Origin of the sequence: Haloarchaeobius baliensis, assembly GCF_052060055.1 — an archaeon.
Taxonomy (GTDB): domain Archaea; phylum Halobacteriota; class Halobacteria; order Halobacteriales; family Natrialbaceae; genus Haloarchaeobius; species Haloarchaeobius baliensis.
Map to the genome: position 1 here is coordinate 194,039 of NZ_JBPPFR010000003.1, position 21,926 is coordinate 215,964.

17 protein-coding genes are annotated in these 21,926 nt (G+C 68.2%); 10 read left to right on the forward strand and 7 right to left on the reverse strand.

Annotated features, from left to right (window positions below):
* Positions 1-153 precede the first annotated feature (153 nt).
* The 5 genes from ACSG06_RS17730 to ACSG06_RS17750 all read left to right on the forward strand — a co-directional run bounded on the left by ACSG06_RS17730 (position 154) and on the right by ACSG06_RS17750 (position 6,564).
* Entirely contained in the window at positions 154-3,030 is a 2,877-nt protein-coding gene (locus ACSG06_RS17730) for a bacterio-opsin activator domain-containing protein (RefSeq protein WP_440991622.1), read from the forward strand.
* A 111-nt stretch (positions 3,031-3,141) separates the two neighbouring features.
* Positions 3,142-3,285 carry a rubrerythrin-like domain-containing protein gene (locus tag ACSG06_RS17735; protein WP_440991623.1) on the forward strand — a complete coding sequence of 48 codons (144 nt, stop codon included), beginning with the start codon at positions 3,142-3,144 and terminating at the stop codon, positions 3,283-3,285.
* A 2-nt stretch (positions 3,286-3,287) separates the two neighbouring features.
* Positions 3,288-4,586 carry a glutamate dehydrogenase GdhB gene (gdhB, locus tag ACSG06_RS17740; protein ID WP_440991624.1) on the forward strand — a complete coding sequence of 433 codons (1,299 nt, stop codon included), beginning with the start codon at positions 3,288-3,290 and terminating at the stop codon, positions 4,584-4,586.
* A 60-nt stretch (positions 4,587-4,646) separates the two neighbouring features.
* Positions 4,647-5,150 carry a hypothetical protein gene (locus ACSG06_RS17745; protein ID WP_440991625.1) on the forward strand — a complete coding sequence of 168 codons (504 nt, stop codon included), beginning with the start codon at positions 4,647-4,649 and terminating at the stop codon, positions 5,148-5,150.
* Positions 5,151-5,214: 64 nt separating this feature from the next.
* Entirely contained in the window at positions 5,215-6,564 is a 1,350-nt protein-coding gene (locus ACSG06_RS17750) for a PQQ-dependent sugar dehydrogenase (RefSeq protein WP_440991626.1), read from the forward strand.
* 23 nt (positions 6,565-6,587) lie between these two features.
* Here ACSG06_RS17750 and ACSG06_RS17755 read toward each other — a convergent pair whose 3' ends face one another.
* The 3 genes from ACSG06_RS17755 to ACSG06_RS17765 all read right to left on the reverse strand — a co-directional run bounded on the left by ACSG06_RS17755 (position 6,588) and on the right by ACSG06_RS17765 (position 10,295).
* Positions 6,588-6,956 (reverse strand): SHOCT domain-containing protein, encoded by a 369-nt coding sequence (locus tag ACSG06_RS17755; protein WP_440991627.1) that lies wholly within the window; start codon positions 6,954-6,956, stop codon positions 6,588-6,590.
* Between the two features lie 178 nt (positions 6,957-7,134).
* Entirely contained in the window at positions 7,135-7,563 is a 429-nt protein-coding gene (locus tag ACSG06_RS17760; RefSeq protein ID WP_440991628.1) for a universal stress protein, read from the reverse strand.
* A 98-nt stretch (positions 7,564-7,661) separates the two neighbouring features.
* The gene (locus ACSG06_RS17765) at positions 7,662-10,295 is read right to left on the reverse strand and encodes a heavy metal translocating P-type ATPase (RefSeq protein ID WP_440991629.1); all 2,634 of its coding nucleotides are present in this window, start codon (positions 10,293-10,295) and stop codon (positions 7,662-7,664) included.
* Positions 10,296-10,575: 280 nt separating this feature from the next.
* On the opposite strand from ACSG06_RS17765, the gene ACSG06_RS17770 reads away from it, so the two are divergent.
* The 3 genes from ACSG06_RS17770 (at position 10,576) to ACSG06_RS17780 (ending at position 15,811) form a co-directional block, all read left to right on the forward strand.
* Positions 10,576-13,182: a heavy metal translocating P-type ATPase gene (locus ACSG06_RS17770; protein ID WP_440991630.1), complete on the forward strand. Its 2,607-nt coding sequence runs from the start codon at positions 10,576-10,578 to the stop codon at positions 13,180-13,182.
* Positions 13,183-13,338: 156 nt separating this feature from the next.
* Positions 13,339-13,536 carry a heavy-metal-associated domain-containing protein gene (locus ACSG06_RS17775; protein WP_440991631.1) on the forward strand — a complete coding sequence of 66 codons (198 nt, stop codon included), beginning with the start codon at positions 13,339-13,341 and terminating at the stop codon, positions 13,534-13,536.
* A gap of 325 nt (positions 13,537-13,861) precedes the next feature.
* Positions 13,862-15,811 carry a heavy metal translocating P-type ATPase gene (locus tag ACSG06_RS17780; protein WP_440992103.1) on the forward strand — a complete coding sequence of 650 codons (1,950 nt, stop codon included), beginning with the start codon at positions 13,862-13,864 and terminating at the stop codon, positions 15,809-15,811.
* An 18-nt stretch (positions 15,812-15,829) separates the two neighbouring features.
* Here ACSG06_RS17780 and ACSG06_RS17785 read toward each other — a convergent pair whose 3' ends face one another.
* The 3 genes from ACSG06_RS17785 to ACSG06_RS17795 all read right to left on the reverse strand — a co-directional run bounded on the left by ACSG06_RS17785 (position 15,830) and on the right by ACSG06_RS17795 (position 18,495).
* Entirely contained in the window at positions 15,830-17,236 is a 1,407-nt protein-coding gene (locus ACSG06_RS17785) for an NAD(P)/FAD-dependent oxidoreductase (RefSeq protein WP_440991632.1), read from the reverse strand.
* A 211-nt stretch (positions 17,237-17,447) separates the two neighbouring features.
* On the reverse strand, positions 17,448-17,816 hold the full coding sequence (locus ACSG06_RS17790) for a cupin domain-containing protein (RefSeq protein WP_440991633.1): 369 nt from the start codon (positions 17,814-17,816) through the stop codon (positions 17,448-17,450).
* A 61-nt stretch (positions 17,817-17,877) separates the two neighbouring features.
* Positions 17,878-18,495: a TetR/AcrR family transcriptional regulator gene (locus ACSG06_RS17795; RefSeq protein WP_440991634.1), complete on the reverse strand. Its 618-nt coding sequence runs from the start codon at positions 18,493-18,495 to the stop codon at positions 17,878-17,880.
* Positions 18,496-18,606: 111 nt separating this feature from the next.
* On the opposite strand from ACSG06_RS17795, the gene ACSG06_RS17800 reads away from it, so the two are divergent.
* Positions 18,607-19,965 (forward strand): amidohydrolase family protein, encoded by a 1,359-nt coding sequence (locus tag ACSG06_RS17800; protein WP_440991635.1) that lies wholly within the window; start codon positions 18,607-18,609, stop codon positions 19,963-19,965.
* A gap of 31 nt (positions 19,966-19,996) precedes the next feature.
* Positions 19,997-20,884: a fumarylacetoacetate hydrolase family protein gene (locus ACSG06_RS17805; protein ID WP_440991636.1), complete on the forward strand. Its 888-nt coding sequence runs from the start codon at positions 19,997-19,999 to the stop codon at positions 20,882-20,884.
* Between the two features lie 16 nt (positions 20,885-20,900).
* Here ACSG06_RS17805 and ACSG06_RS17810 read toward each other — a convergent pair whose 3' ends face one another.
* Positions 20,901-21,905: a TatD family hydrolase gene (locus ACSG06_RS17810; RefSeq protein ID WP_440991637.1), complete on the reverse strand. Its 1,005-nt coding sequence runs from the start codon at positions 21,903-21,905 to the stop codon at positions 20,901-20,903.
* Positions 21,906-21,926: the final 21 nt, after the last annotated feature.

Sequence of the window (21,926 nt, forward strand, 5' to 3'; positions counted from 1 at the left end):
GCCCGTGGCCCCCTCTCGAACGCTGATGGTTCGATAGTAAACCCCTAATCGCTGGCGCCCGTCTGTCCGACGAACGATGTGCGATGCCCCCAGCTACCACCGTATTCGCCGGCCGAGTCTCCCCCGACGCCGGCAGGTCCCGGGTGACCGGCCGTGACGGACACCGACAGCCTGCTGGACGAGACGACCACGTTGCTGGTCGGTGAGACCGACTGGCTCGACCGGTTCGAACGCAGACTCGACGACCGGACCGACGCCAGGACCCAGCGCGAAACTACCGCCGCCGCCGCCCTCGAACGGGTCGGCTCGGAGCCCATCGACTGTCTCGTCGTCGAGCAGTTCCTCGCGGACGACACCGCGGTCGACCTCCTCGAACGGCTCCGAACCAGGACGGCGGCGCTTCCCGTCGTCGTCGCGACGGACGCCGGCGACGAGGCGACCGCGAGCGAGGTGATCGGTGCTGGGGCGAGCGACTACGTGGCCCTCACCGAGGACGAAGCGGCCTCGGTCGAGGAGGTGTTCGACCGGTCGGAGCGCGCGGTCAGAGAAGCCCGGCGTGACAGGACCCGGCGCGAGCGGGCCCGCCAGTTCGACGCGATGTTCGGCGACGACCGGACCGCGACCTGGGTGCTCTCGTCCGACGGCAGGGTCGTCCGGCTGAACGAGACTGCTCGCGACCTCGTCGGCGCGGCCGCCGATGACCTGGTCGGGACACCGTTCTGGTCGCTTCCCTGCTGGTCGAACGGGGACGAACCGCATCGGGACGTTCGCCGCCTCGTCGGGACGGCGCTCGACGGCACGTTCGCCAACGCTGTCGTCGCACCGACCTCTCTGAGCGCCGATTCCAGCGTCTTCGAGCTCTCGGTTCGGCCGGTCTCGAACGAGCGCGGCGAGCTGGTGTCCGTGGTCGTCGAGGGCGTCGACGTGACCGACCGCGTCGAGCTCGAACGCGACCTCCGTCGCTCCGAGGAGCTCCACCGCGTCACCCTCAACAACATGACCGACACGGTCCTCATGACCGACGAGGACGGCGAGTACACGTACGTCTGTCCGAACGTCCACTTCATCTTCGGCTACACCGCGGAAGCGCTGCGCGAGCGGGTCCCCATCGACGAGCTGCTCGGGGAGGACCTGTTCGACCGCGACGAGCTCGCTGCCGAGGGCGTCCTCAAGAACATCGAGGTGACCGCCACCGACAGGGCCGGCAACGAGCACACGCTCCTCGTGAACGTCCGCGAGGTGTCCATCCAGGACGGGACGCTGCTGTACAGCTGCCGGGACATCACGAAGCGCAAGCAGCGCGAGGAGGCACTGGCGACCCTGCAGGAGACCGCCCGGGACTTCCTCTACGCCCAGACGGGGCAGGAGATCGCCCAGCACGTGGTCGACGACGCACCGGGGGTCCTCGACCTCGACGCGAGCGCGGTGTTCCGCTTCGACCCGGACGCGAACGAGCTGCGGCCGAGTGCGTACTCGCAGGCGCTCTCGGAGCTCCACGGCCCGCTCCCGCAGATCCCGTTGAGCGAGGACGCCCTCCCGAGCTTCAGCTTCGTCGAGGACGAACCGCTGTTCCTCGACGACGTGCATCGGTCGCCCCACCTCGCGAACGAGGCGACGGACCTCCGTGGGGCGGCGTTCATCCCGCTGGGGGACCACGGCGTGTTCATGGTCGGCTCGGCCACCGTCGGCGTGTTCGACGACGTCACGCGGGAACTGGCCGACCTGCTCGCGGCGACCGCGGAGGCCGCGCTCGACCGCGTCAGGCGGGAGTCACGGCTGCGCGAGCAGGACCGGACGCTCCAGCGGCAGAACGAGCAGCTGACGATGCTGAACCGCATCAACGAGACGATCCGCGAGATCGACCAGGCGCTCGTGCAGGCGGAGACCCGCGAGGCGGTCGACCACACCGTCTGCGAGCTCCTCACCGACGACGACCGGTTCGCGTTCGCCTGGGTCGGGTCGGTGGACCGGACGACCGGCAGGGTCACACCACGAGCGTGGGACGGTGCGGAGCAGGGCTACCTCGACAGCCAGTCGTTCGTCGTCGACAGCGAGGCCGACGAACCGGTCGGACGGGCCGCCGCGTCCGGCGAGCCGACCATGGTCACAAACGTCGCGGCGGGCCTGCGAGAGGAGCAGTGGCGGACGGACGCTCTCGCGAGGGACTACCTCTCGGTGCTCAGCATCCCGCTCGTGTACAACGACCTGACCCACGGCGTGCTCACGGTGTACGCGGACTCCCGGGACGCCTTCGACGACACCGCCCGCGAGGTCCTCTCGGAGCTCGGGGAGACCATCGCCGCGGCGCTCAGCGCCCTCGAACGCAAGAACGCACTGCTCACCACCGCGATGACGCGGCTGGAGTTCGCCAGCGAGGACGGCACGTTCGTGCTCTACCGGCTGGCCCGCGCGGCGGACTGCACCATCTCCTATCAGGGTGGCGTCCAGCAGACCGCCGACGGCAGTTTCGTGTTCGCGAAGGTCGAGGACGCGCCGGTCGACGCCGTCGTTTCTGCGGCCGCCGAGCTCGTGGCGGTCGAGGACGTCCAGCCCGTCAGCACGGACGGCGACGGCGGCGTCGTTCGACTCCGGCTGTCCCAGCCGTTCCTGGCCCTCGAGCTGGCCGACCACGGTGCGGTGTTCCGCGAGGCGACCGCGATGCCCGAGTCGACCACGCTCGTCGTCGACATCCCGGACGGGATCGACGCCCGAACCGTGACACAGCTGGTGCGGGAGACGTTCTCGGGGGTCGAGCTCAGGTCGAAACAGAGCATCGACACCGTCGGCGAGCACGAGCTGTACGCGTCGTTCCTCGACGAGGTCACCGACCGACAGCTGGAGGTCGTCCAGACGGCGTACTTCAGCGGGTTCTTCGAGTCACCCCGGGAGAGCAGTGGGGAGGAGGTCGCCGAGACGCTGGGGATCTCCTCGACGGCGTTCTACGGCCACGTCCGAACCGTCCAGCGGAAGCTGTTCGGCGTGCTGTTCGCGGAGGGCGCACAGCCACGCCACCCGGGCAGGGTTCGATAGTAAACCAGTCTGTTGGACACTGGTTCGACTTCCAAGGCACGGATATTCCCTTATACACCTATTACCGATTCGCCGAGTGCCTCGGGCTTCCCGCTGGCGCTCGTGACCACAATGAGAGATGTCGACGTCAACCCCGACGAGGAGAGCCCGTACGAGTGTTTCGAGTGTGGAACCATCGTCTTCGCGACCGACGACCCCGGTTCCTGCCCCGACTGCACCGGCTCGATGCGTAATCGACGCACACCCATCGAGTGACGATGGCTTCGCAAACGAGCGCACCCGACGACGAGCGCAGCGCTGCGGAGTCGGTCGAGCCGGAGTCGGCCGTCGAGACCGCACGACGGCAGCTCGAGCACGCCGCCGAGCTGGTGGACATCGACCCGAACATCGTCGAGCGACTGCGGTACCCGAAGAAGGTCCACGAGGTGACCGTGCCCATCGAGCGCGACGACGGCTCCGTCGACGTGTTCACGGGGTACCGCGCTCAGCACGACAGCGTGCGCGGCCCCTACAAGGGTGGACTCCGCTACCATCCGGAGGTCACCCGCGACGAGTGCGTCGGGCTCGGCATGTGGATGACCTGGAAGTGCGCCGTGATGGACCTCCCATTCGGCGGCGCGAAGGGCGGGATCGCGGTGAACCCGAAGCAACTCAGCAGCGAGGAGACGGAGCGGCTCACGCGTCGGTTCGCACAGGAGATCCGCGACGTCATCGGGCCGACGGTCGACATCCCCGCGCCGGACATGGGGACGGACCCGCAGACGATGGCGTGGCTGATGGACGCCTACTCGATGCAGCAGGGCGAGACGACACCCGGCGTCGTGACCGGGAAACCGCCCGTCGTCGGCGGCAGTGAGGGTCGCGACGGCGCGCCGGGTCGGAGCGTCGCCATCGTCACCCGCGAGGTCGTCGAGTACTACGACCGGGACGTCTCGGAGACGACCGTCGCCATCCAGGGGTACGGGAGCGTCGGCGCGAACGCGGCGCGACTGCTCGACGAGTGGGGCGCCGACGTCGTCGCCGTGAGCGACGTGAACGGTGGCATCTACGACCCGGACGGGCTCGATACCGCCGCCATCCCGTCCCACGCCACGGAGCCCGAGGCGGTCATGGCACACGACGCACCGCGCACCGTCAGCAACGAGGAGCTGCTCGAACTGGACGTCGACGTGCTCGTCCCCGCCGCGGTCGGCAACGTCCTGACCGCTGAGAACGCCCGCGACGTGCGGGCCGACATCGTCGTCGAGGGCGCGAACGGGCCCACCACTACAGTCGCCGACGACATCTTCGACGAACGGGGCATCCCGGTCGTCCCAGACATCCTCGCGAACGCCGGCGGCGTGACCGTGAGCTACTTCGAGTGGCTGCAGGACATCAACCGCCGAGCCTGGTCGCTCGAACGCGTCCACGAGGAGCTCGAGGCGGAGATGCAGGCCGCCTGGACGGAGGTCCGAGAGGAGTTCGACGCCCGCGACGTGAGCTGGCGCGATGCAGCCTACATCGTGGCGCTCTCGCGGGTCGCCGAGGCACACGAGGCCCGCGGCCTCTGGCCGTAGCCCGCCGGTCGTCCAGTCCTCCAGAAAGCACTTCCCGCTGGCTCGGTCTGTCCCTGTACGATGAACCGCCGCAGGTTCCTCGCTTCGACTACCTCCACCCTCGCCGTCGCGAGCTTCGCAGGCTGTCTGGACTCGCTCGCCGGCGGCGACGAGTCGACGACGACCGGCCCGACATACGGGTCCACCGACGACGACATCGTCGACACCACCAACAGCGACTCGGGCACCGACGAGACCGAGGGGCCACTCGCAGAGGAGGAGCAGTTCGATGCGGACCACCCGGTCTGGGTCCAGAACTACGACTCGACCGCCCACACGCTCACGCTGCGCATCCGACGTGACGGTGCGGAGGTCCACACCACGACGGTCGAGGCCGGGCCGGGCTTCGACGAGATCGTCTACAACCTCGAACAGCTCCAGCCCGAGGGCATCGTCCAGTACCGGGTCGTCGCCGAGGTGGGCTCCAACCAGGATTCCCGAGCCGTCCAGACCAACGCCTGTTTTGGCGACGTGAACGTGAGCATCTCGGACGGCGAACCGACCGTCGGCTTCGAGATCTGTTGAGGTCGGCACGGGCGTCCCCCTGCACTCACACCAGCTATATCCTGCTGCACGTCGCAGGTAGCGTATGGACCGGCGCCGCTTCCTCGCGGGTCTCGCGGCCGCGACCCTCTCGGCCGGCTGCAGCTCCAACGCATCGGACACCGACGGGACCCCGACCAGCGACGGGTCTACCGAGACACCGGGGGACACCACCGTTTCGGGAACTACCAGCTCCGGATCGACGGCACCTGTCCCCGACGCGGTGGGCCTCGAGACCCTCGCCAGTGGGCTCGCGAACCCGCTCGACATCGCGTTCGTGCAGGGATCGGACCGCCAGTACGTCGCCGAACAGCCGGGGCGAGTCCGGGTGGTCGGACCGGATGGCCTCCGCGAGCAGCCACTCCTCGACCTCACCGACACCGTCGTCACCGGGTTCGAGCAGGGACTGCTGGGTATCGCCCTCCACCCGAACTTCGCCGAGAACCGCCGGCTGTTCGTCCGGTACTCCGCACCTCGGCGGGAGGGCACTTCGGCCGACTACAGCCATACCTTCGTCCTCTCCGAGTTCTCCGTCTCGGCGGACGGGATGACTGTCGACCGTGATTCCGAGCGCGTCGTCTTGGAGATCGACCAGCCACAGGCGAACCACAACGCCGGCTCGGTGCTGTTCGGTCCCGACGGCTACCTGTACGTCGGGACCGGTGACGGGGGTGCGGCCGGAGACAGCGGGTTCGGGCACGCCGGCGACTGGTACGACGGGGCCGACGGCGGCAACGGACAGGACGTGACCGAGAACCTCCTCGGGAGCATCCTCCGCATCGACGTCGACGGCCGCGACGGCGACCGCGGCTACGCCATCCCGGACGCAAACCCGCTGGTCGGTCGCGACGGGCTGGACGAGCAGTACGCCTGGGGCTTCCGGAACCCGTGGCGGCTGGCCTTCGACGGGGAGACGCTGTTCGCGGGCGACGTCGGACAGAACCGCTACGAGGAGGTCGACGTCGTCGAGAAGGGGGGCAACTACGGCTGGAACGTCCGCGAGGCGACCCACTGCTTCGGCACCGACGACTGCCCGAGCAGCACACCCGGCGACGTGCGCGGCGGCGAGCCCCTTCTCCCGCCGGTCATCGAGTACCCACACGAGGGCCAGCCCGTCAGCGGCATCTCCGTCATCACCGGCAACGTCTACCGCGGCGACGCGATTCCGGGCCTCCGGGGGCAGTTCGTGTTCGGGGACTTCCGGGCGCAGGGGCGGCTGTTCGTGGCGACGCCGGCGGAGAGCGGTCTCTGGTCGACCGCTGTGCTCTCCGTCGCGGACGGCGACGCCGGGAAGCTCTCGCAGATCCTCTCGTTCGGCCGCCAGAATGGGGAGCTGTACGTGCTGGGGAACGGCGGTGGTGGCGGAGGGGTCCACCGGTTGGTCCCGGCCGCGTAAGGTCGGGCTGCCGACGCCGACGGTCAGCTGTCCCTTTCGAGCCTCTCACGTCGGGTCTCGTACTCCTCGTCGCTGATGTCGCCCCGTGCGTAGGCGAGTCTGAGCTCCTCCAGTGCGGGCTCCCTCTCGGTCGAGGAGCCAGTGACCGCCCGGAAGATGAGGTAGCCGACGCCGACGATGGCGACGAGGAAGCCGAGCTGAATCAGCGCACCGAACAGCACGACCCAGCCCGGTGCAGTGCCGCCGTTCCACATCCCGTGCTCCCAGCCGCCCATCATGCCGCCGTAGCCCAGCATCCCGAAGCCCATGAACAGCAGGGGCAGGACGAGCAGGGCTCCCAGGACGACGATGACGAGCGTGACGAGCGAGTTGTCGGTGGTGTGTTCGGACATCGGTGTGTCTCCGTGGACCGTCTCCACGGTCCTAGGTACGTCGGGACGGTTCAATGCGATTGTCCTTTCGAGAATGGGTGTATGATTCCGATGTCGCTTTGGAATCTGGTTGCCGGCGGCTCGGGAAGCCCGAAAATCGAAAGCCTCAGTGTCCGGATGCGAGGTCCGGACTGATCCGCTACCCCGCGCCGGCTTCGGGGATCAGCAGGACCGGGAGCGCCGACCGTCTGACGACGCGGTCCGCCGTGCTCCCGAGGATTCGGTCGGCCAGCCCGGACCTTCCGGTCCTGCCGAGGACGATGACGTCCGCGCCGACCTCGTCGGCAGTGGCGAGTATCTCGTCGACGGGTCGTCCACGCCGTACCATCCCCTTCACCGTCGCCTCGCCGAGGTGCTCGCCGACCTCGGCTGCAGTCCGCTCGACGGCCGTCTCGATCCCCTCGACCGTCTCCACCCCGAAGGACATCGGACTCTCGCGGGAGTGGGCGACCGAGAGCACGTACACCGTGTCGCCGGGGTCGTCGGCCAGCGAGACAGCGTGGTCGACCGCCCTCCCAGCTGTCTCGCTCCCGTCCGTGGCCACGAGGATGGATTCGTACCGGGCCATGGTTCTACAGACGGTCGATGATACCATGAAAACACGTGTTGTCCGGGTCGGTCCGTCCACCGAGACTCGAGCGGGGAAGAACCCGGCAGGTCGGGCTCTCAGTCGCGCAGTCCGAGCAGGCTGTAGTCGTGGTCGGGCTCGTACCGGCGGAACAGCAGGCTGTTCGTCAGCACCGAGACGCTGGAGAACGCCATCGCGCCGGCCGCCAGCACGGGCTGGAGCAGGCCGAGCGACGCCAGCGGGATCATCGCGGTGTTGTAGCCGAGCGCCCAGACGAGGTTCTGCTTGATCTTCGACAGCGTCGCATCGGAGATGCGGATGGCCTTCACGACGTCGAGCGGGTCGTCACGCATCAGCGTCACGTCGGCGGCCTCGATGGCCACGTCGGTGCCCGAGCCGATGGCGGTGCCGACGTAGGCCACGGCGAGTGCGGGCGCGTCGTTGACGCCGTCGCCGACCATCATCGCCTGTCGGCCCTCCGACTGGATGGCCTCGACCGCCTCGGACTTGTCCTCGGGCAGGACCTCCGCGCGGACGTTCTCGGGGTCGATACCCACCTGTTCGGCGACCGCCCGGGCGGTCCGCTCGTTGTCGCCCGTGATCATCATCACGTCGACGCCGCGCTCCTTCAGCGCCGCGACCGCGTCCTTCGCGCTCTCTTTCACGGTGTCCGCGTCGGCGACGACGCCGACGAGCTCGCCGTCGCCGTCCGCGGGGATGCGACCGACGAGCATCGCGGTCTTCCCCTCCGATTCGAGGCGTTCCATCGTCTCGGCGGCGGGCTCGGGGTCGATGCCGTTGTCCCGGAGCAGCTTGCGGTTGCCGACGAGCACCGTGTCGCCGTCGACCTCGGCCCGGACGCCCTGTCCGGGGACGTTCTCGAACGAGCCTGGGCTGCCGACGTCGATGTCGCGCTCGCGAGCTCCCTCGACGATGGCCTGTGCGAGCGGGTGCTCGCTGCCGCTCTCGGCGGTCGCGGCGAGCCGGAGCACATCCTCCTCGGACAGGCGGTCCTCGACGGCGAGCTCCCCACCGTCGGCAGCGGTCTCGCCGCCGTCGGTGACCGCCTGGCCGTCCTCGAAGACGACGACGTCGGTCAGCTCCATCTCGCCCTTCGTGAGCGTGCCGGTCTTGTCGAAGACGACGGTGTCGACGTCCTTCGCGCGTTCGAGCACGTCACCGCCCTTGAACAGCACGCCGTTCTGCGCACCGATGGTGGTCCCGACCATCGTCGCCGCCGGGGTCGCCAGCCCGAGTGCGCAGGGGCAGGCGATGAGGACGGCGGAGGCGAAGACGATGATCGCGAACTCGAACACGGAGACGCCACCGCCGGCGACCCCGGGGCCACCCGCGACGAGCCCCCAGAGCGGGAGCGCGTCGACGAAGCCCGCCAGCGCCTGGGGGAACAGGAACCAGACGGTCCCCCAGAACAGGGCGTTCACGATGACCGCGGGGACGAAGTACGCGGAGATGCGGTCCGCGAGGTTCTGGATGTCGGGCTGGCGGGACTGGGCCTCCTTGACGGTCTGGACGATCTGCTGGAGCGCCGTGTCGCTGCCCACCTTCGTCGCCTCGACGACGAGCAGGCCGTTCTCGTTGATGGTCGACCCGACGACCTCGTCGCCCTCGCCCTTCTCGACGGGGACGCTCTCGCCGGTCACCATCGACTCGTCGACCGCGCTCTGGCCCTCGACGACGACGCCGTCGGTGGGTATCTTCTCGCCGGGTCTGACCTTCATCCGGTCGCCGACCGCGACCTCCTCGAGCGGGACCTCGTGTTCCGTGCCGTCCTCGTCGACGAGGGTCGCCGTCTCGGCCTCCATCTCGAGCAGTTTGCGCAGCGCCTCGCCGGCCTGGCCCTTCGACCGGGCCTCGAGGTAGTTCCCGAGCGTGATGAACACAAGGATGAGCGCGGCGGTGTCGAAGTACATGCTGCCGGCGACGAGCTCGAACAGGACGCTCACCGAGTAGATGTAGGCCGTGCTCGACCCGAGCGCGATGAGCACGTCCATGTTGGCCCGCCGGTTCTTCACGAGGGCCTTGTACGAGTTCCGGTAGAACGGCCAGCCGAGGACGATCTGGACGGGCGTCGCGAGGGCGAACTCGACCCAGCCGAACTGTACCCCGAATATCGTCTCGGGGACGAACACCCCTCCGAGTACGAGCTTGTCGACGAGGAAGAACAGCATCGGGATCGAGAGCGCGGCCCCGAACAGGGTCAGCCGCAGTTGCTTGCGGATCTCGGCGTTGCGCGCGGCGTCGCGGGCGCTCTCACCGCTTCCATCGCCGCCGGCCTCGCCGTCGCCGGACTCCTCCCTGACCGGCGAGTAGCCGGCGTTCTCGATGGCGTCGTAGAACGTGTCGAGATCCGATTCCGCCGGGTTGAACGTGACCTGTGCCTCGTCGGTGGCGTAGTTCACGTCGGCGCGGACGACGCCCGGCAGCGACTCCAGCGCGTCCTGGACCGTCTCCGAGCAGTTCGCACAGGACATGTCGGTGATCGCGATGGTCACGGACTCGGTGACGGGGCTGTAGCCCGCGTCCTCGATGGCGTCGAAGATCTCGCCGAGTGTGACATCGCCCGGGTCGTACTCAACGGTCCCCTCGTCGGTGGCGTAGTTGATACTCGCCTCCGTGACGCCGTCGAGTTCCTCGACCCGCTCGGCGATGGTCTGTGAGCAGTTCGCACAGCTCATCCCCTGGATGTCGATCTGACTTCGATGCGTGCTCATGGCTAGTCGTACGGGCTACTCCTTCAATCGGTTTGCCCTTTCGATATCCACGCTCAACCCGGCTCATTACATTCGACTCGTAAGCGATGGTGGATATCCAGTTATCGAAGTGGCTTCTCGATGCGGTTCGCGGCGGGGTGGCCATCCGCTATCCGGCGTGAACGTGCGCACGAACCCCTCGAAATGTTAACCGAGGACGGTTCGATTACTAGCATGGACATACTCGACCCCGAGGGCGTAGCAGCCGGTTTAATAACTCTCCGTGGCCTAGCTCCATACAATGACCCCTCCCGAACGGGATACGCCGGATTCCTGCGCCGTATCCTCTGCAGGCGACTCCTGCGATGTGGACGAGCCTCCGGACCCCAGCGAGACGGATGGTGAGTGGACCGTGGCAGAGTTCTCGGTCCCCGACATGGACTGCCCGTCCTGTGCCGGCAAGGTCACGAAGAGCGTCGGCAGGCTGGACGGCATCGTCGACCAGGACCCGCAGGTGACGACAGGAACCCTCACCGTGACCTACGACCCCAAGCTGGCCTCGCCCGATACCATCGCCGGCCGCATCGAGAAGGCCGGATACACCGTCGAGCGGACGACCGAGACGACGATATCCTACACCGTCCCGGAGATGGACTGCCCGTCCTGCGCCGGCAAGGTCGAGAACGCGCTGGGTGCGCTCGACGGAGTGTTGTCCATCGACCCACAGCCGACGACTGGGAAGGTCACCGTCATCTCCGATGGGTCGGTTTCGGAGGCCGACATGGTCCGTGCCATCGAGAACGCCGGCTACGAGGTCACCGACAGCACCGGCAGCGTGGGCGCCAGCGAGGGCGACGCGACCGAGGAGAGCATCTGGACGAGCCCCCGGGCGGTGAAGACCTGGATCAGCGGCGGCTTCCTCGCGGTCGGGCTCCTGTTCGAGTTCCTCCTGCACGCCCAGAACGGCCTCCTCGCGACGGTCGCGGGGAGCGAGCTCTTCGTCGCCGACGTCCTGTTCCTCGTCGCCATCGCGACCGGTGGCCAGGAGATCCTCCGGAACGGCTACTACTCTGCGCGGAACCGGAACCTCGACATCGACTTCCTGATGTCCGTCGCCATCCTCGGCGCGCTCGTCGCCAGCGTCGTGTTCGGGGAGGCGCTCTACTTCGAGGCCGCGACCCTCGCGTTCCTGTTCAGCGTCGCGGAGCTGCTCGAACGCTACTCGATGGACCGCGCCCGGAACTCGCTGGAGGAGCTGATGGACCTCTCGCCGGACGAGGCGACGGTGAAGCGGGACGGCGACGAGCAGACGGTGCCCGTCGACGAGGTGGCGGTCGGCGACGTCGTCGTCGTGCGCCCGGGCGAGAAGATCCCGATGGACGGCGTGGTCGTCGACGGCGAGAGCGCGGTCAACCAGGCCCCCATCACGGGCGAGAGCGTCCCCGTCGACAAGACCGACGGCGACGAGGTGTACGCCGGCACGATCAACGAGGGGGGCTACCTCGAGGTCGAGGTGACCTCTGAGGCCGGCGACAACACCCTCTCCCGCATCGTCGAGATGGTCGAGGACGCCCAGTCGAACAAGACCGAGCGCGAGCAGTTCGTCGAGCGGTTCTCGTCGTACTACACGCCGGTCGTCGTCGCCTTCGCGGTCGTCGTCACCCTCGGCAGTCCCTACGTCCTGAACACCACGTGGTCGACCGCCGTCGTCTACGGGCTGACGTTGCTCGTGCTCGCCTGTCCGTGTGCGTTCGTCATCTCCACCCCGGTCTCGGTGGTCTCGGGCATCACGAGCGCCGCGAAGAACGGCGTACTCATCAAGGGCGGTAACCACCTCGAGGCGATGGGCGCCGTCGAGGCCGTGGCCCTCGACAAGACGGGCACGCTCACGAAGGGCGAGCTGACGGTCACCGACGTCGTGCCGCTCAACGGCAACACCGAGGAGGACGTGCTGCGGTGTGCCCGCGGCCTCGAGACCCGCAGCGAGCATCCCATCGGCGAGGCGATCGTCGAGCAGGCCACCAGCGTCGGGGTCGCCGAGCGCGAGATCGAGGACTTCGAGAGCATCACCGGCAAGGGCGTCCGGGCGGACCTCGACGGCCGCCCGCACTACGCGGGCAAACCGGGGCTGTTCGAGGAGCTGGGCTTCGACCTCTCGCACGTCCACGCGACGACCGACGGCGGCGTCGTCACGCAGACCGCCCAGACCATCTGCGACCGGAACAACTGCCTCGACCTGCTGCACGAGACCGTCCCCGCGCTCCAGTCCGAGGGGAAGACCGTCGTCCTGGTCGGCACCGAGCACGAGCTGGAGGGAATCATCGCGGTGGCGGACGAGGTCCGTCCCCAGGCGGCACGGACCATCGCCCGGTTGCGGGAGCTCGGCGTCGAGCGCACCGTCATGCTCACCGGGGACAACGAGCGGACCGCCCGCGCCATCGCGGAACAGGTCGGCGTCGACGAGTTCCGTGCCGAGCTCCTGCCCGACGAGAAGGTCGCCGCCATCGAGGAGCTGACCGCGGAGTACGACGGCGTCGCGATGGTCGGCGACGGCGTCAACGACGCGCCAGCGCTCGCCACGGCGACCGTCGGCGTCGCGATGGGTGCCGCCGGGACCGACACCGCGCTCGAGACGGCCGACATCGCGCTCATGAGCGACGACATCTCGAAGCTTCCCTACCTCTACGAGCTGGCCCACGACGCCAACGGCGTCATCAGACAGAACATCTGGGCCAGCCTCGGCGTCAAGGCGGCGCTGGCCATCGGGGTGCCGCTCGGCATGGTGCCCATCTGGCTCGCCGTCCTCGCCGGCGACGCCGGCATGACGACCGCGGTGACCGGGAACGCGATGCGTCTCTCGCGGATCCGACCGGAGATGGACGCTTCCGGTGCACCGTCCGAGGGCTGAGCCGACGAGGCGGCTGTCCTCCGCCGTCGACGTTCGAACCGCGTACCGATTCCACATTCGTCGGGGGGGTCGGCTTTGCAGTCGAAAGCGACGGCCCTCTGCTGCCCATGAATCCAACCAACAACCAGCTTAAGTCCGGACCCCGTACGTCCACCTATGACGACACACATCACCGTCGAGGGGATGAGCTGTGAGCACTGCGAGCAGACCGTCGAGGAGGCGCTTCGGTCGGTCCAGGGCGTCACCGAGGCGAGCGCGGACCGCGGCGCCGCTGCGGCGACCGTCGAAGGCGACGTCGACGTCTCGGCACTCGTCACCGCGGTAGAGGACGCTGGCTACACCGCCAGCGCCTGACGCCACGGCATCCGTCGCGAAACGAAACCGGGGAGACGCCGGGTCCCGGGCCGGCCCACCCGGTGTGTGCTCGCCCAACTCCAGACAGGAACACCCGCCTCCGATGACCGACCACGACGAACACGAGACTCACGACCGTCCGACAGGAGACGGATCCACGGACCACCACGCTCACGAAGCCGGTCCCGACGATGGCTCGCACCCGCAGGGACGGGGCCAGCAGGGGGGCCACGAGCACGATGAAACCGACGACGAGAGGGGGAGCCCCCACCACGTCGGTGGGACCGGCCACGGCCCCCACGTCGACCACAGCGGTCACGAAGAGATGTTCAGACGGCGGTTCTGGGTGTCGCTCGTCATCTCGATACCGGTCGTCGTCTACAGCGAGTTCGTCCAGGCGTCGCTCGGGTACACCGCCCCGTCATTCACCGGCAGCACGTTGATTCCGCCGGTCCTGTCCGTGGTCGTGTTCGCGTACGGAGGCGTTCCGTTCCTGCGGATGGCCCGGACCGAACTGACGAACCGGGAGCCGGGGATGATGATGCTCATCTCGCTCGCCATCACCGTCGCATTCGGCTACTCCATCGCGTCGCTGTTCCTTCCGGGGACGACGCCGTTCTTCTGGGAGCTCGTGTCGCTCATCGTCATCATGCTGCTCGGGCACTGGATGGAGATGCGGTCCGTCCGGCAGGCCTCCGGCGCGCTGGACGAACTCGCGAGACTCCTGCCCGACACGGCCGAGCGAGTCACCGAGTCCGGTGGCACCGAGGAGGTCCCGGTCTCCGAACTGGCGGCGGACGACGTCGTCCTGGTCAGGCCGGGTGCGTCGGTCCCGGCGGACGGCGAGGTCGTCGAGGGCGAGTCCTCGGTGGACGAGTCGATGGTCACCGGCGAGTCGAAACCGGTCGGGAAGGCAGCGGGGGACGAGGTCGTCGCCGGCACGGTGAACCAGGACGGGAGCCTGCGCGTCCGGGTGACGAAGACCGGTGACGAGACCGCACTCGCCGGCATCATGCGGCTCGTCGAAGAGGCCCAGCGGTCCAAGTCGCGAACGCAACTGCTCGCCGACAGGGCCGCCGGTTGGCTGTTCTACGTCGCGCTGGGCGTCGCCGCCATCACGGCGGTCGCCTGGGTCGCCGTCGAGGGCTTCCAGGTGAGCGTGCTCGAACGCGTGGTCACCGTCCTCGTCATCGCCTGTCCCCACGCACTGGGGCTCGCGGTTCCGCTCGTCGTCGCCATCAACACCTCGACCGCAGCCCGGAACGGGATGCTCGTACGCGACCGCATCGCGATGGAGCAGGCCCGGAACCTCGACGTCGTGATGTTCGACAAGACGGGCACCCTCACGAAGGGGGAACAGGGCGTCGTCGGCGTCCAGACGGGCGCCGACTGGGACGAGGAGCGGGCGTTCGCCGTCGCGGCGGGCGTCGAGGGCGACTCTGAACACATGATCGCCCGTGCCATCCGCGACGCAGCAGGGGAACGTGACGTCGAACCGGTGTCGGTCTCGTCCTTCGAGAACCTCCGCGGGCGCGGCGTGCGGGCCACCGTCGACGACGAGACGGTCCACCTCGGCGGGCCGAACCTGCTCGACGACCTCGGCGTCGACCGCCCGGACGCCATCGCCGAGTTCGCCGCCGAGGCCGGGGAGCAGGCACGGACCGTGGTCTACCTCGTCCGGGACGAGACGGCGGTCGTCGCCGCGTTCGCCCTCGCCGACGTCGTCCGCGAGGAGAGCCACCGGACCATCGCGGCACTGCACGAGATGGGCATCGAGGTGGCCATGCTGACCGGCGACTCCGAGGCGGTCGCGGAAGCGGTCGCCGCGGAGCTCGGCATCGACCAGTACTTCGCGGAGGTCCTGCCGGAGGAGAAGGACACGACGGTGGCCGAGCTCCAGTCCGAGGGCAAGCTCGTCGCCATGGTCGGCGACGGCGTCAACGACGCCCCGGCACTGGCCCGTGCGGACGTCGGCATCGCGATCGGCTCGGGCACCGACGTGGCCATCGAATCCGGGGACATCGTCCTCGTCGAGAACGACCCGCTCGACGTGGTCCGGCTCATCCGGCTCTCTCGGGCGAGCTACCGGAAGATGCAGGAGAACCTGGTCTGGGCGACGGGATACAACGTGTTCGCCCTGCCGCTGGCAGCGGGAGTGCTCGCCCCGTTCGGCATCCTGCTCTCGCCTGCCATCGGCGCGGTGTTCATGTCGCTCTCCACCATCATCGTCGCCGTCAACGCACGGCTGCTTCAGGGCGTGGACCTGTCGGTCTGAAAGCCCGGGTGCCCGACGTCAGAGCCCGCCCTCCCGGTCGGCCGTGTCTGGGGTACCACCGTCGATACCGCCACCCGGAGCCGGACGAAGAACACGCCAGAGGGCGGTGGGTCGAACGAGTGCCGTTGCCGGCGTCTCCAGTCTCGTCACCCGGGCGTAGAGCTCGCTCAGCACGGGGTCGTCGTGCGCTCGCGTGACGAACCGCCGCATGTAGCGGTTCGAAAGGTCCGCGCCGGTCGGCTTCGGCCCGGTCGTCTCTCCGAACTGGAAGTCGCTCCCGACCACGACCCGCCAGACGTCGTCGACGACGTCCGCCGCCCGGTCGAAGAAGCGCTGCCCCAGCTCGCGGCCCCCGCCGTCTGCCAGTGTGGCGTGCAGGGCCAGTGCGTCGAGCGCGGCGACCGACATCCCCTGTCCGTAGATGGGGTTGAAACTGGCCAGTGCGTCGCCGGTGACGACCAGTCCGTCCGGGAACCGACCCAGGTCCTCGTACCGGTGACGCCGACTCGACGGGTACGGGTACCGTTCGGCCTCCTCGGACCGCCACTCGTGCGAGTCGAGGATGGCGCCGAACTCGTCCGCTGGCAGGCTGTCAGCGAACCGCTGTAGTGCGGCCGGGTCGGTCGGCGGGTCGTCGCCGTGGACTCCCTGGAGGATGCACTCCCACTGCCCGTCCTCGGTCGGGATGAGGGCGCCACCCCTGGTTCGCGGGGCACTCGGCGCCACGAGCAGCATCCGTCTATCGTCTGGCGGCCGTTCGACCCGGATGGTGCTGTAGGCGACGTCGATGGTCACCTCGTCCGTCGCCGGTCGCTCGAACCCGTTGTCGGCCAGCCACGATGGCGTCCGACTCGTCCGCCCGGTCGCGTCAACGACCAGGTCGGCCGCGAACGAGCGGGCTGCACCGTCGCTGTCCCGCGCCGCCACCCCGGTGATGGCTCGACCGGTGTCGTCGGTCGTGTAGCCAGTGAACCGGTGCTCTCCGTGGAGTGTCACACCGTCGAGGGTGCGGACGTGCTCCCGGAGCACCGCCTCGATGAGCGGGCGACTCGCGCAGTAGGTCGGCAGTCGGTCGGGCGCGGCGGCGATGTAATCCCCCTGGTTGAACTCCTTGAGGTCGGTGCTGGCGTCGACGAGCAGCCCGCCGCCGTCGATCAGGTCCTCCGAGAACCCCGGGAAGAGGTCCTCCAGCGTGGCTCGCCCGCCCTCGAGCAGCACGTGCGGGTGCCGGGTCTGCGGTGCACCGTCTCTGGCCACGGGTTCCGTGGGGAGTGCATCACGTTCGAGGACGATGACCCGCTCGAACGCGTCCGCCAGCACGGGGGTGGCACAGAGCCCCGCGACGCTCCCGCCGAGGACGATGGCGCTTCCACCGACGGTGCCGACACTCGACTCGTCGTACCTGGGGAGATCCGCGAGGGTCATCGCAGTGCGACCCCGCTCTCGTCTACCTGTTGTGCCTCGCTCGTGCTGGCGGTACGTCTCGCGCCTTCGGCATTCCGGCACATACGGACGGGTACCGTCTCCACACCCGAGGGGGCGTCGCGGCGCATGCGCGGCTCTTTAAGTACCCCCGCCCGGGCCGTGACGCCGGTGTTCCACACAGACGTGTCTGACCGGTCGGCACGTCAGGTGGTCAGGACAGGTCCTGCCGCTCAGTCTGTGTCAACTCCTCGTCCTCGACGTCCCCGGTGTTCCGTGTCTCGACAGGCTCGAACAGGAGTATCTCGGCCTCCTCGTCTGCGACCGGGCGGTGTTCGACGCCACGGGGGACGACCAGGAGCTCGCCCTCGCCCAGCGTCACGTCGGGTTCGTCGCGGAACTCGATGGTCAACTCGCCGGAGCGGACGAGGAACAGCTCGTCTGCCTCGTCGTGGTGGTGCCAGACGAACTCCCCGTCGACCTTCGCGAGCTTGACGGCCTGCCCGTTGAGTTCGGCGGCGAGTCGCGGCGACCAGTGGTCGTCGAACGACGCGAATGCTGCCTCGAGGTTCACCTTCTCCATGGCGGCTCCGTCGGGTTCCAGCGATACGGCGGTGTCGGTCTCGGCTGGCTCGACGACGGCCTCACTCCTCGTCGAGCGTGAGCGAGTCGAGGACGAACTCGTCGATGGACTGGCGGGCCTCCTCGGGCGCCTCCTCGTGGCCGAGTGCCATGCGACGGCCGCGGGCCGCATGGATGATGTCCGTGATGAGCTGGCCCATCCGCTCCGAATCGACGTCGCGGAAGGTGCCCTGTTCGATCCCTTCCTCGACGACCTCGACGATGCTCCCGCGGATGCGCCCGTAGTGGTCGTTGAAGATCTCGCGGTGCGTCTCGTCGTTCTGGGCGAAGGTGTACAGCTCGTGGTACACCTTCATCCGGTCCCAGTGGGAGAACTCCTCGAACTCGGGGCCGAACAGACACTGGTCGATGCGGGCGTCGAGCTCGGTTCGGGGGTCCGCGTCGCCGTCGACCTCGACGCTGCCCTCGTACTGGTCGATGATGTACTCGAGGAACGAGGCCATGAGGTCGTACTTGCCGTCGAAGTGGTAGTGGATGACCTGACGGGTGAGCTCCATCTCCTCCCCGATGTCCCGCATCCGCAGCTCGCTGTAGCCGTGTTTGCTCAGGGCACGGAACGTGGCCTCCATGATCACCTCCTCGGTGTCCTTCGTGGAGACCTTCTCGTCCGATTCGCTCATACTCCCACTCCACCCGGGAGCTACATAACTCGATTGCCCCTGGCAGCACACGGCGCCGGTGTTTACCGCGCGGTAAATTTTTAACCTAGTGGTCAGACTGTGGTATTGAGTATGTCAGTCACACTCATACAGAACGGCACGCTCGTCACGATGGACCCCGACCTCGGGGAGATGGGCGGTGCCGACGTGCTCATCGAGGACGGGAAGATCGTCGACGTGGGGCGGAACCTCAGCGCCCCGAACGCAGAGGTCATCGACGCGTCTGACCACATCGTCCTGCCCGGCTTCGTCGACTCACACATCCACCTCGCACAGACCCAGGTCAGGGGCATCGCCGGGGACTGGTCGCTCATGGGGGAGTACTTCGAACATATGCTCGGGAACATCACCGGGCTCTACCAGCCCGAGGACATGTACCTCGGGGGGCTCTTCGGTGGGTTCGAGAAGCTCTATACGGGGACGACCACGGTCCTGGACTGGTCGTACCCCAACTCGGTCGAACACGCCGAACGGGCCGTCGACGCGCTGCAGGACGCTGGAGTGCGTGCGGTGTACACCTGGGGGCCGCCGGGTGACGACGCGGCGAAGTGGTGGTACGAGAGCGACGTCGGCCTCCCGGCGGACCAGATCCGCGAGGTCCACGACTCGATGATCCGCGACGACGACCTGCTCTCCCTGGGGCTCGGGCTCCGTGGCCCGGACTTCTGCGTCGACGAGACCGCACGAAGCGACCTGGAACTGGCACGCGAGATGGGAGCGCTCGCCAGCATCCACATGGGCGCGGCACAGTGGACGTCCTCGGAGTACAACCCCGAGTACCAGGGGTTCGGTGCCATCTCGGACATGCTCGACGCCGACGTGAACGTCGCACACGGGAACCACTTCACGCAGGCGGACGTCCAGCACGCCGTCGACGAGGGGGTCTCCTTCTCCGCGACTCCCGAGGTCGAGATGCAGATGGGACACGGCATCCCCGTCACCGGGAAGGTGCTGGAGGCGGGCGGCCAGCCGGCGTGGGGCGTCGACGTCTGCTCGAACATCAGCGGCGATATGGGCAGCCAGATGCGGATCGGGCTCCAGGTCCAGCGGATGTTCGACAACCAGAAGATTCTGGAGGAGAGCGAGGAGGTCACCGAGGTCAGCATCACCGCACGGGACACGCTGGAGATGGCGACCATCGAAGGCGCGAGGGCGCTCGGCATGGCGGACGAGATCGGCAGTCTCACGCCGGGCAAGCGCGCCGACGTGGTCCTGCTCCGAACTGACGACTTCATGACCGCCCCCTCGCACTCGCCGATCCAGACCGTGGTGTTCCAGTCCTACCCCTCGCACATCGACACGGTACTGGTCGACGGCGAGGTCGTCAAGCGCGACGGTGAACTGCTCAACCCCGCCGTCGAGGAGGAGTTCGACCGGTTCGTGCAGTCGGGCCATCGGCTCATCGACGAGGCCGGTCTGGACCTGACCTGAATCGTACTCGAACACTTCGACTCAATCACAGATGCGCATTGGACAATTCCAGACGACGGCGGACGAACAGCCCTGGTGCGGTGTCAGGCGTGCGGACGGCACCGTGATCGACCTCCCGACGGCCGGCTACCGTGCGGGCGTCGACATCCCGAACCGGACGACCGACCTGCTCGCGACGTGGGAGTGGCGGCGCAAGGTCGACCTCGCGGTCGAGTACGCGGCGTCGACTGGCGTCGGCGTCCACGAGGCCGACGAACTCGACCGACACGCGCCCGTCACCGACCCCGAGAAGGTGGTCTGTGTCGGGCTGAACTACCGCGACCACGCAGAGGAGGGCGACAACCCCATCCCTGAGACGCCGGTGCTGTTCTCGAAGTTCCCAACCAGTGTCGGCGGCCCCGAGGACACGATCTCGTGGGACCCGGACCTCACCGGGAAGGTGGACTACGAGGCCGAACTCGTCGCGGTCATCGGCGAGGAGGCCAGACGGGTCGACCAGGACGATGCACTCGACCACGTCGCTGGCTTCCTCGTCGGCAACGACGTGTCGGCTCGGGACCTACAGCACGGCGACGGGCAGTGGGTACGCGGCAAAAGCCTCGACGGCTTCGCCCCTATCGGTCCCGAACTCGTGACGCCGGACGAAGTGTCTGACCCGCACGACCTCGACATCTACGCCGAGGTGAACGGCGAACGCCTACAGGACTCCTCGACGTCCAACCTCATCTTCGGCATCGACGAGCTCGTCTCTTTCTGCAGTCAGGCGTTCACGCTGAAGCCGGGGGACCTGCTGTTCACCGGTACCCCGCCCGGTGTCGGTGTCTATCGTGACCCGCCGGTGCTGCTATCGGAGGGTGACGAGGTGACCATCGGCGTCGAGGAGCTCGGCGAGCTGACGAACAGCTGCGCCTACCTGTAGCGCCGACCCCCGCCCGCTACGCGTCGGCCAGCCCGAACACGTCTCTCGGATTCTCGTAGACGACCCTCCGGATCGCTTCGGGGTCGATGCCGTAGCGGTACAGCTCGAAGATGGCGCGCTTGAGGGCGTACGGGTCGGTGCGGAGGACGTTCGCGCAGTCGGTGTCGACCATGATACGCTCCGGGCCGTACTCGTCGATGGCGTTCGCCACGTCGGCGGCGTCGACCCCCACGAGCCAGGAGTGGCCGATAGTGTAGCTCAGGTAACAATCGGTCTCGTCCATCAGGTACGCTGTGTTGTTCCCATCCGCGTGGGAGGCGACCACGCGACGCTCGGGAAGTCCGGCGTCGTGGGCGGCCTCGATGTCGAGTCTCACCGCCTCGAGTTCGGGGTTCTCGCCGTCGAGCACCGGCTCCGTCCCCATCCCGGGGTTCTTCTCGTAGCCCGGTGTCCCAAGCCCGTCGCGGTAGTGCCGCTTCGACGCTGTCCCCGTGTTCGGCGTGTGCAGGATGACCGGCAGGTCGTGGTCCCTCGCGAGTTCCATCTGCGCCTGAACGACGCCCCGCTGCTCGTCGAGGGCCCAGGCTTCGACGTGCTGGCTGGGTGTCATACCGGTCTCCCCGATGGCCACGACCTCGTCGAGCGCGGCGTAGTCGTCCATGGCGGCGAGCAGTTCGTCCGGGTTCTCGATGCGGACGCCGGTATGCACCCCCAGTCCGAGCTTCGCCTCGAAGAAGTGGTTCCGCTCGATGGCGGCCCGGCGGTTGAGGGCGTCGTCCCAGAGGAACCTGATGTCGCTCGCCCGGGCCGGTTTGTACGGCGTCCAGTGGTATCCGGATGCGACCATTACCATGGACCGGCAGCCGGACAGCGCGTAGCGCTCCCGGTCCTCCCACGAGAGGGTGTGGGCGTGGTTGTGGGGGTCGATCCACGGGAGGTTCAGCAGTTCGGTCGGCAGCGCGGGCTGGTCTTCGAGCTGGGACGCGTCCGTCGGTCGAGCGGTGGGGTAGTCCGGTGTCATTGCAGGTGTTGTCTGTGACCG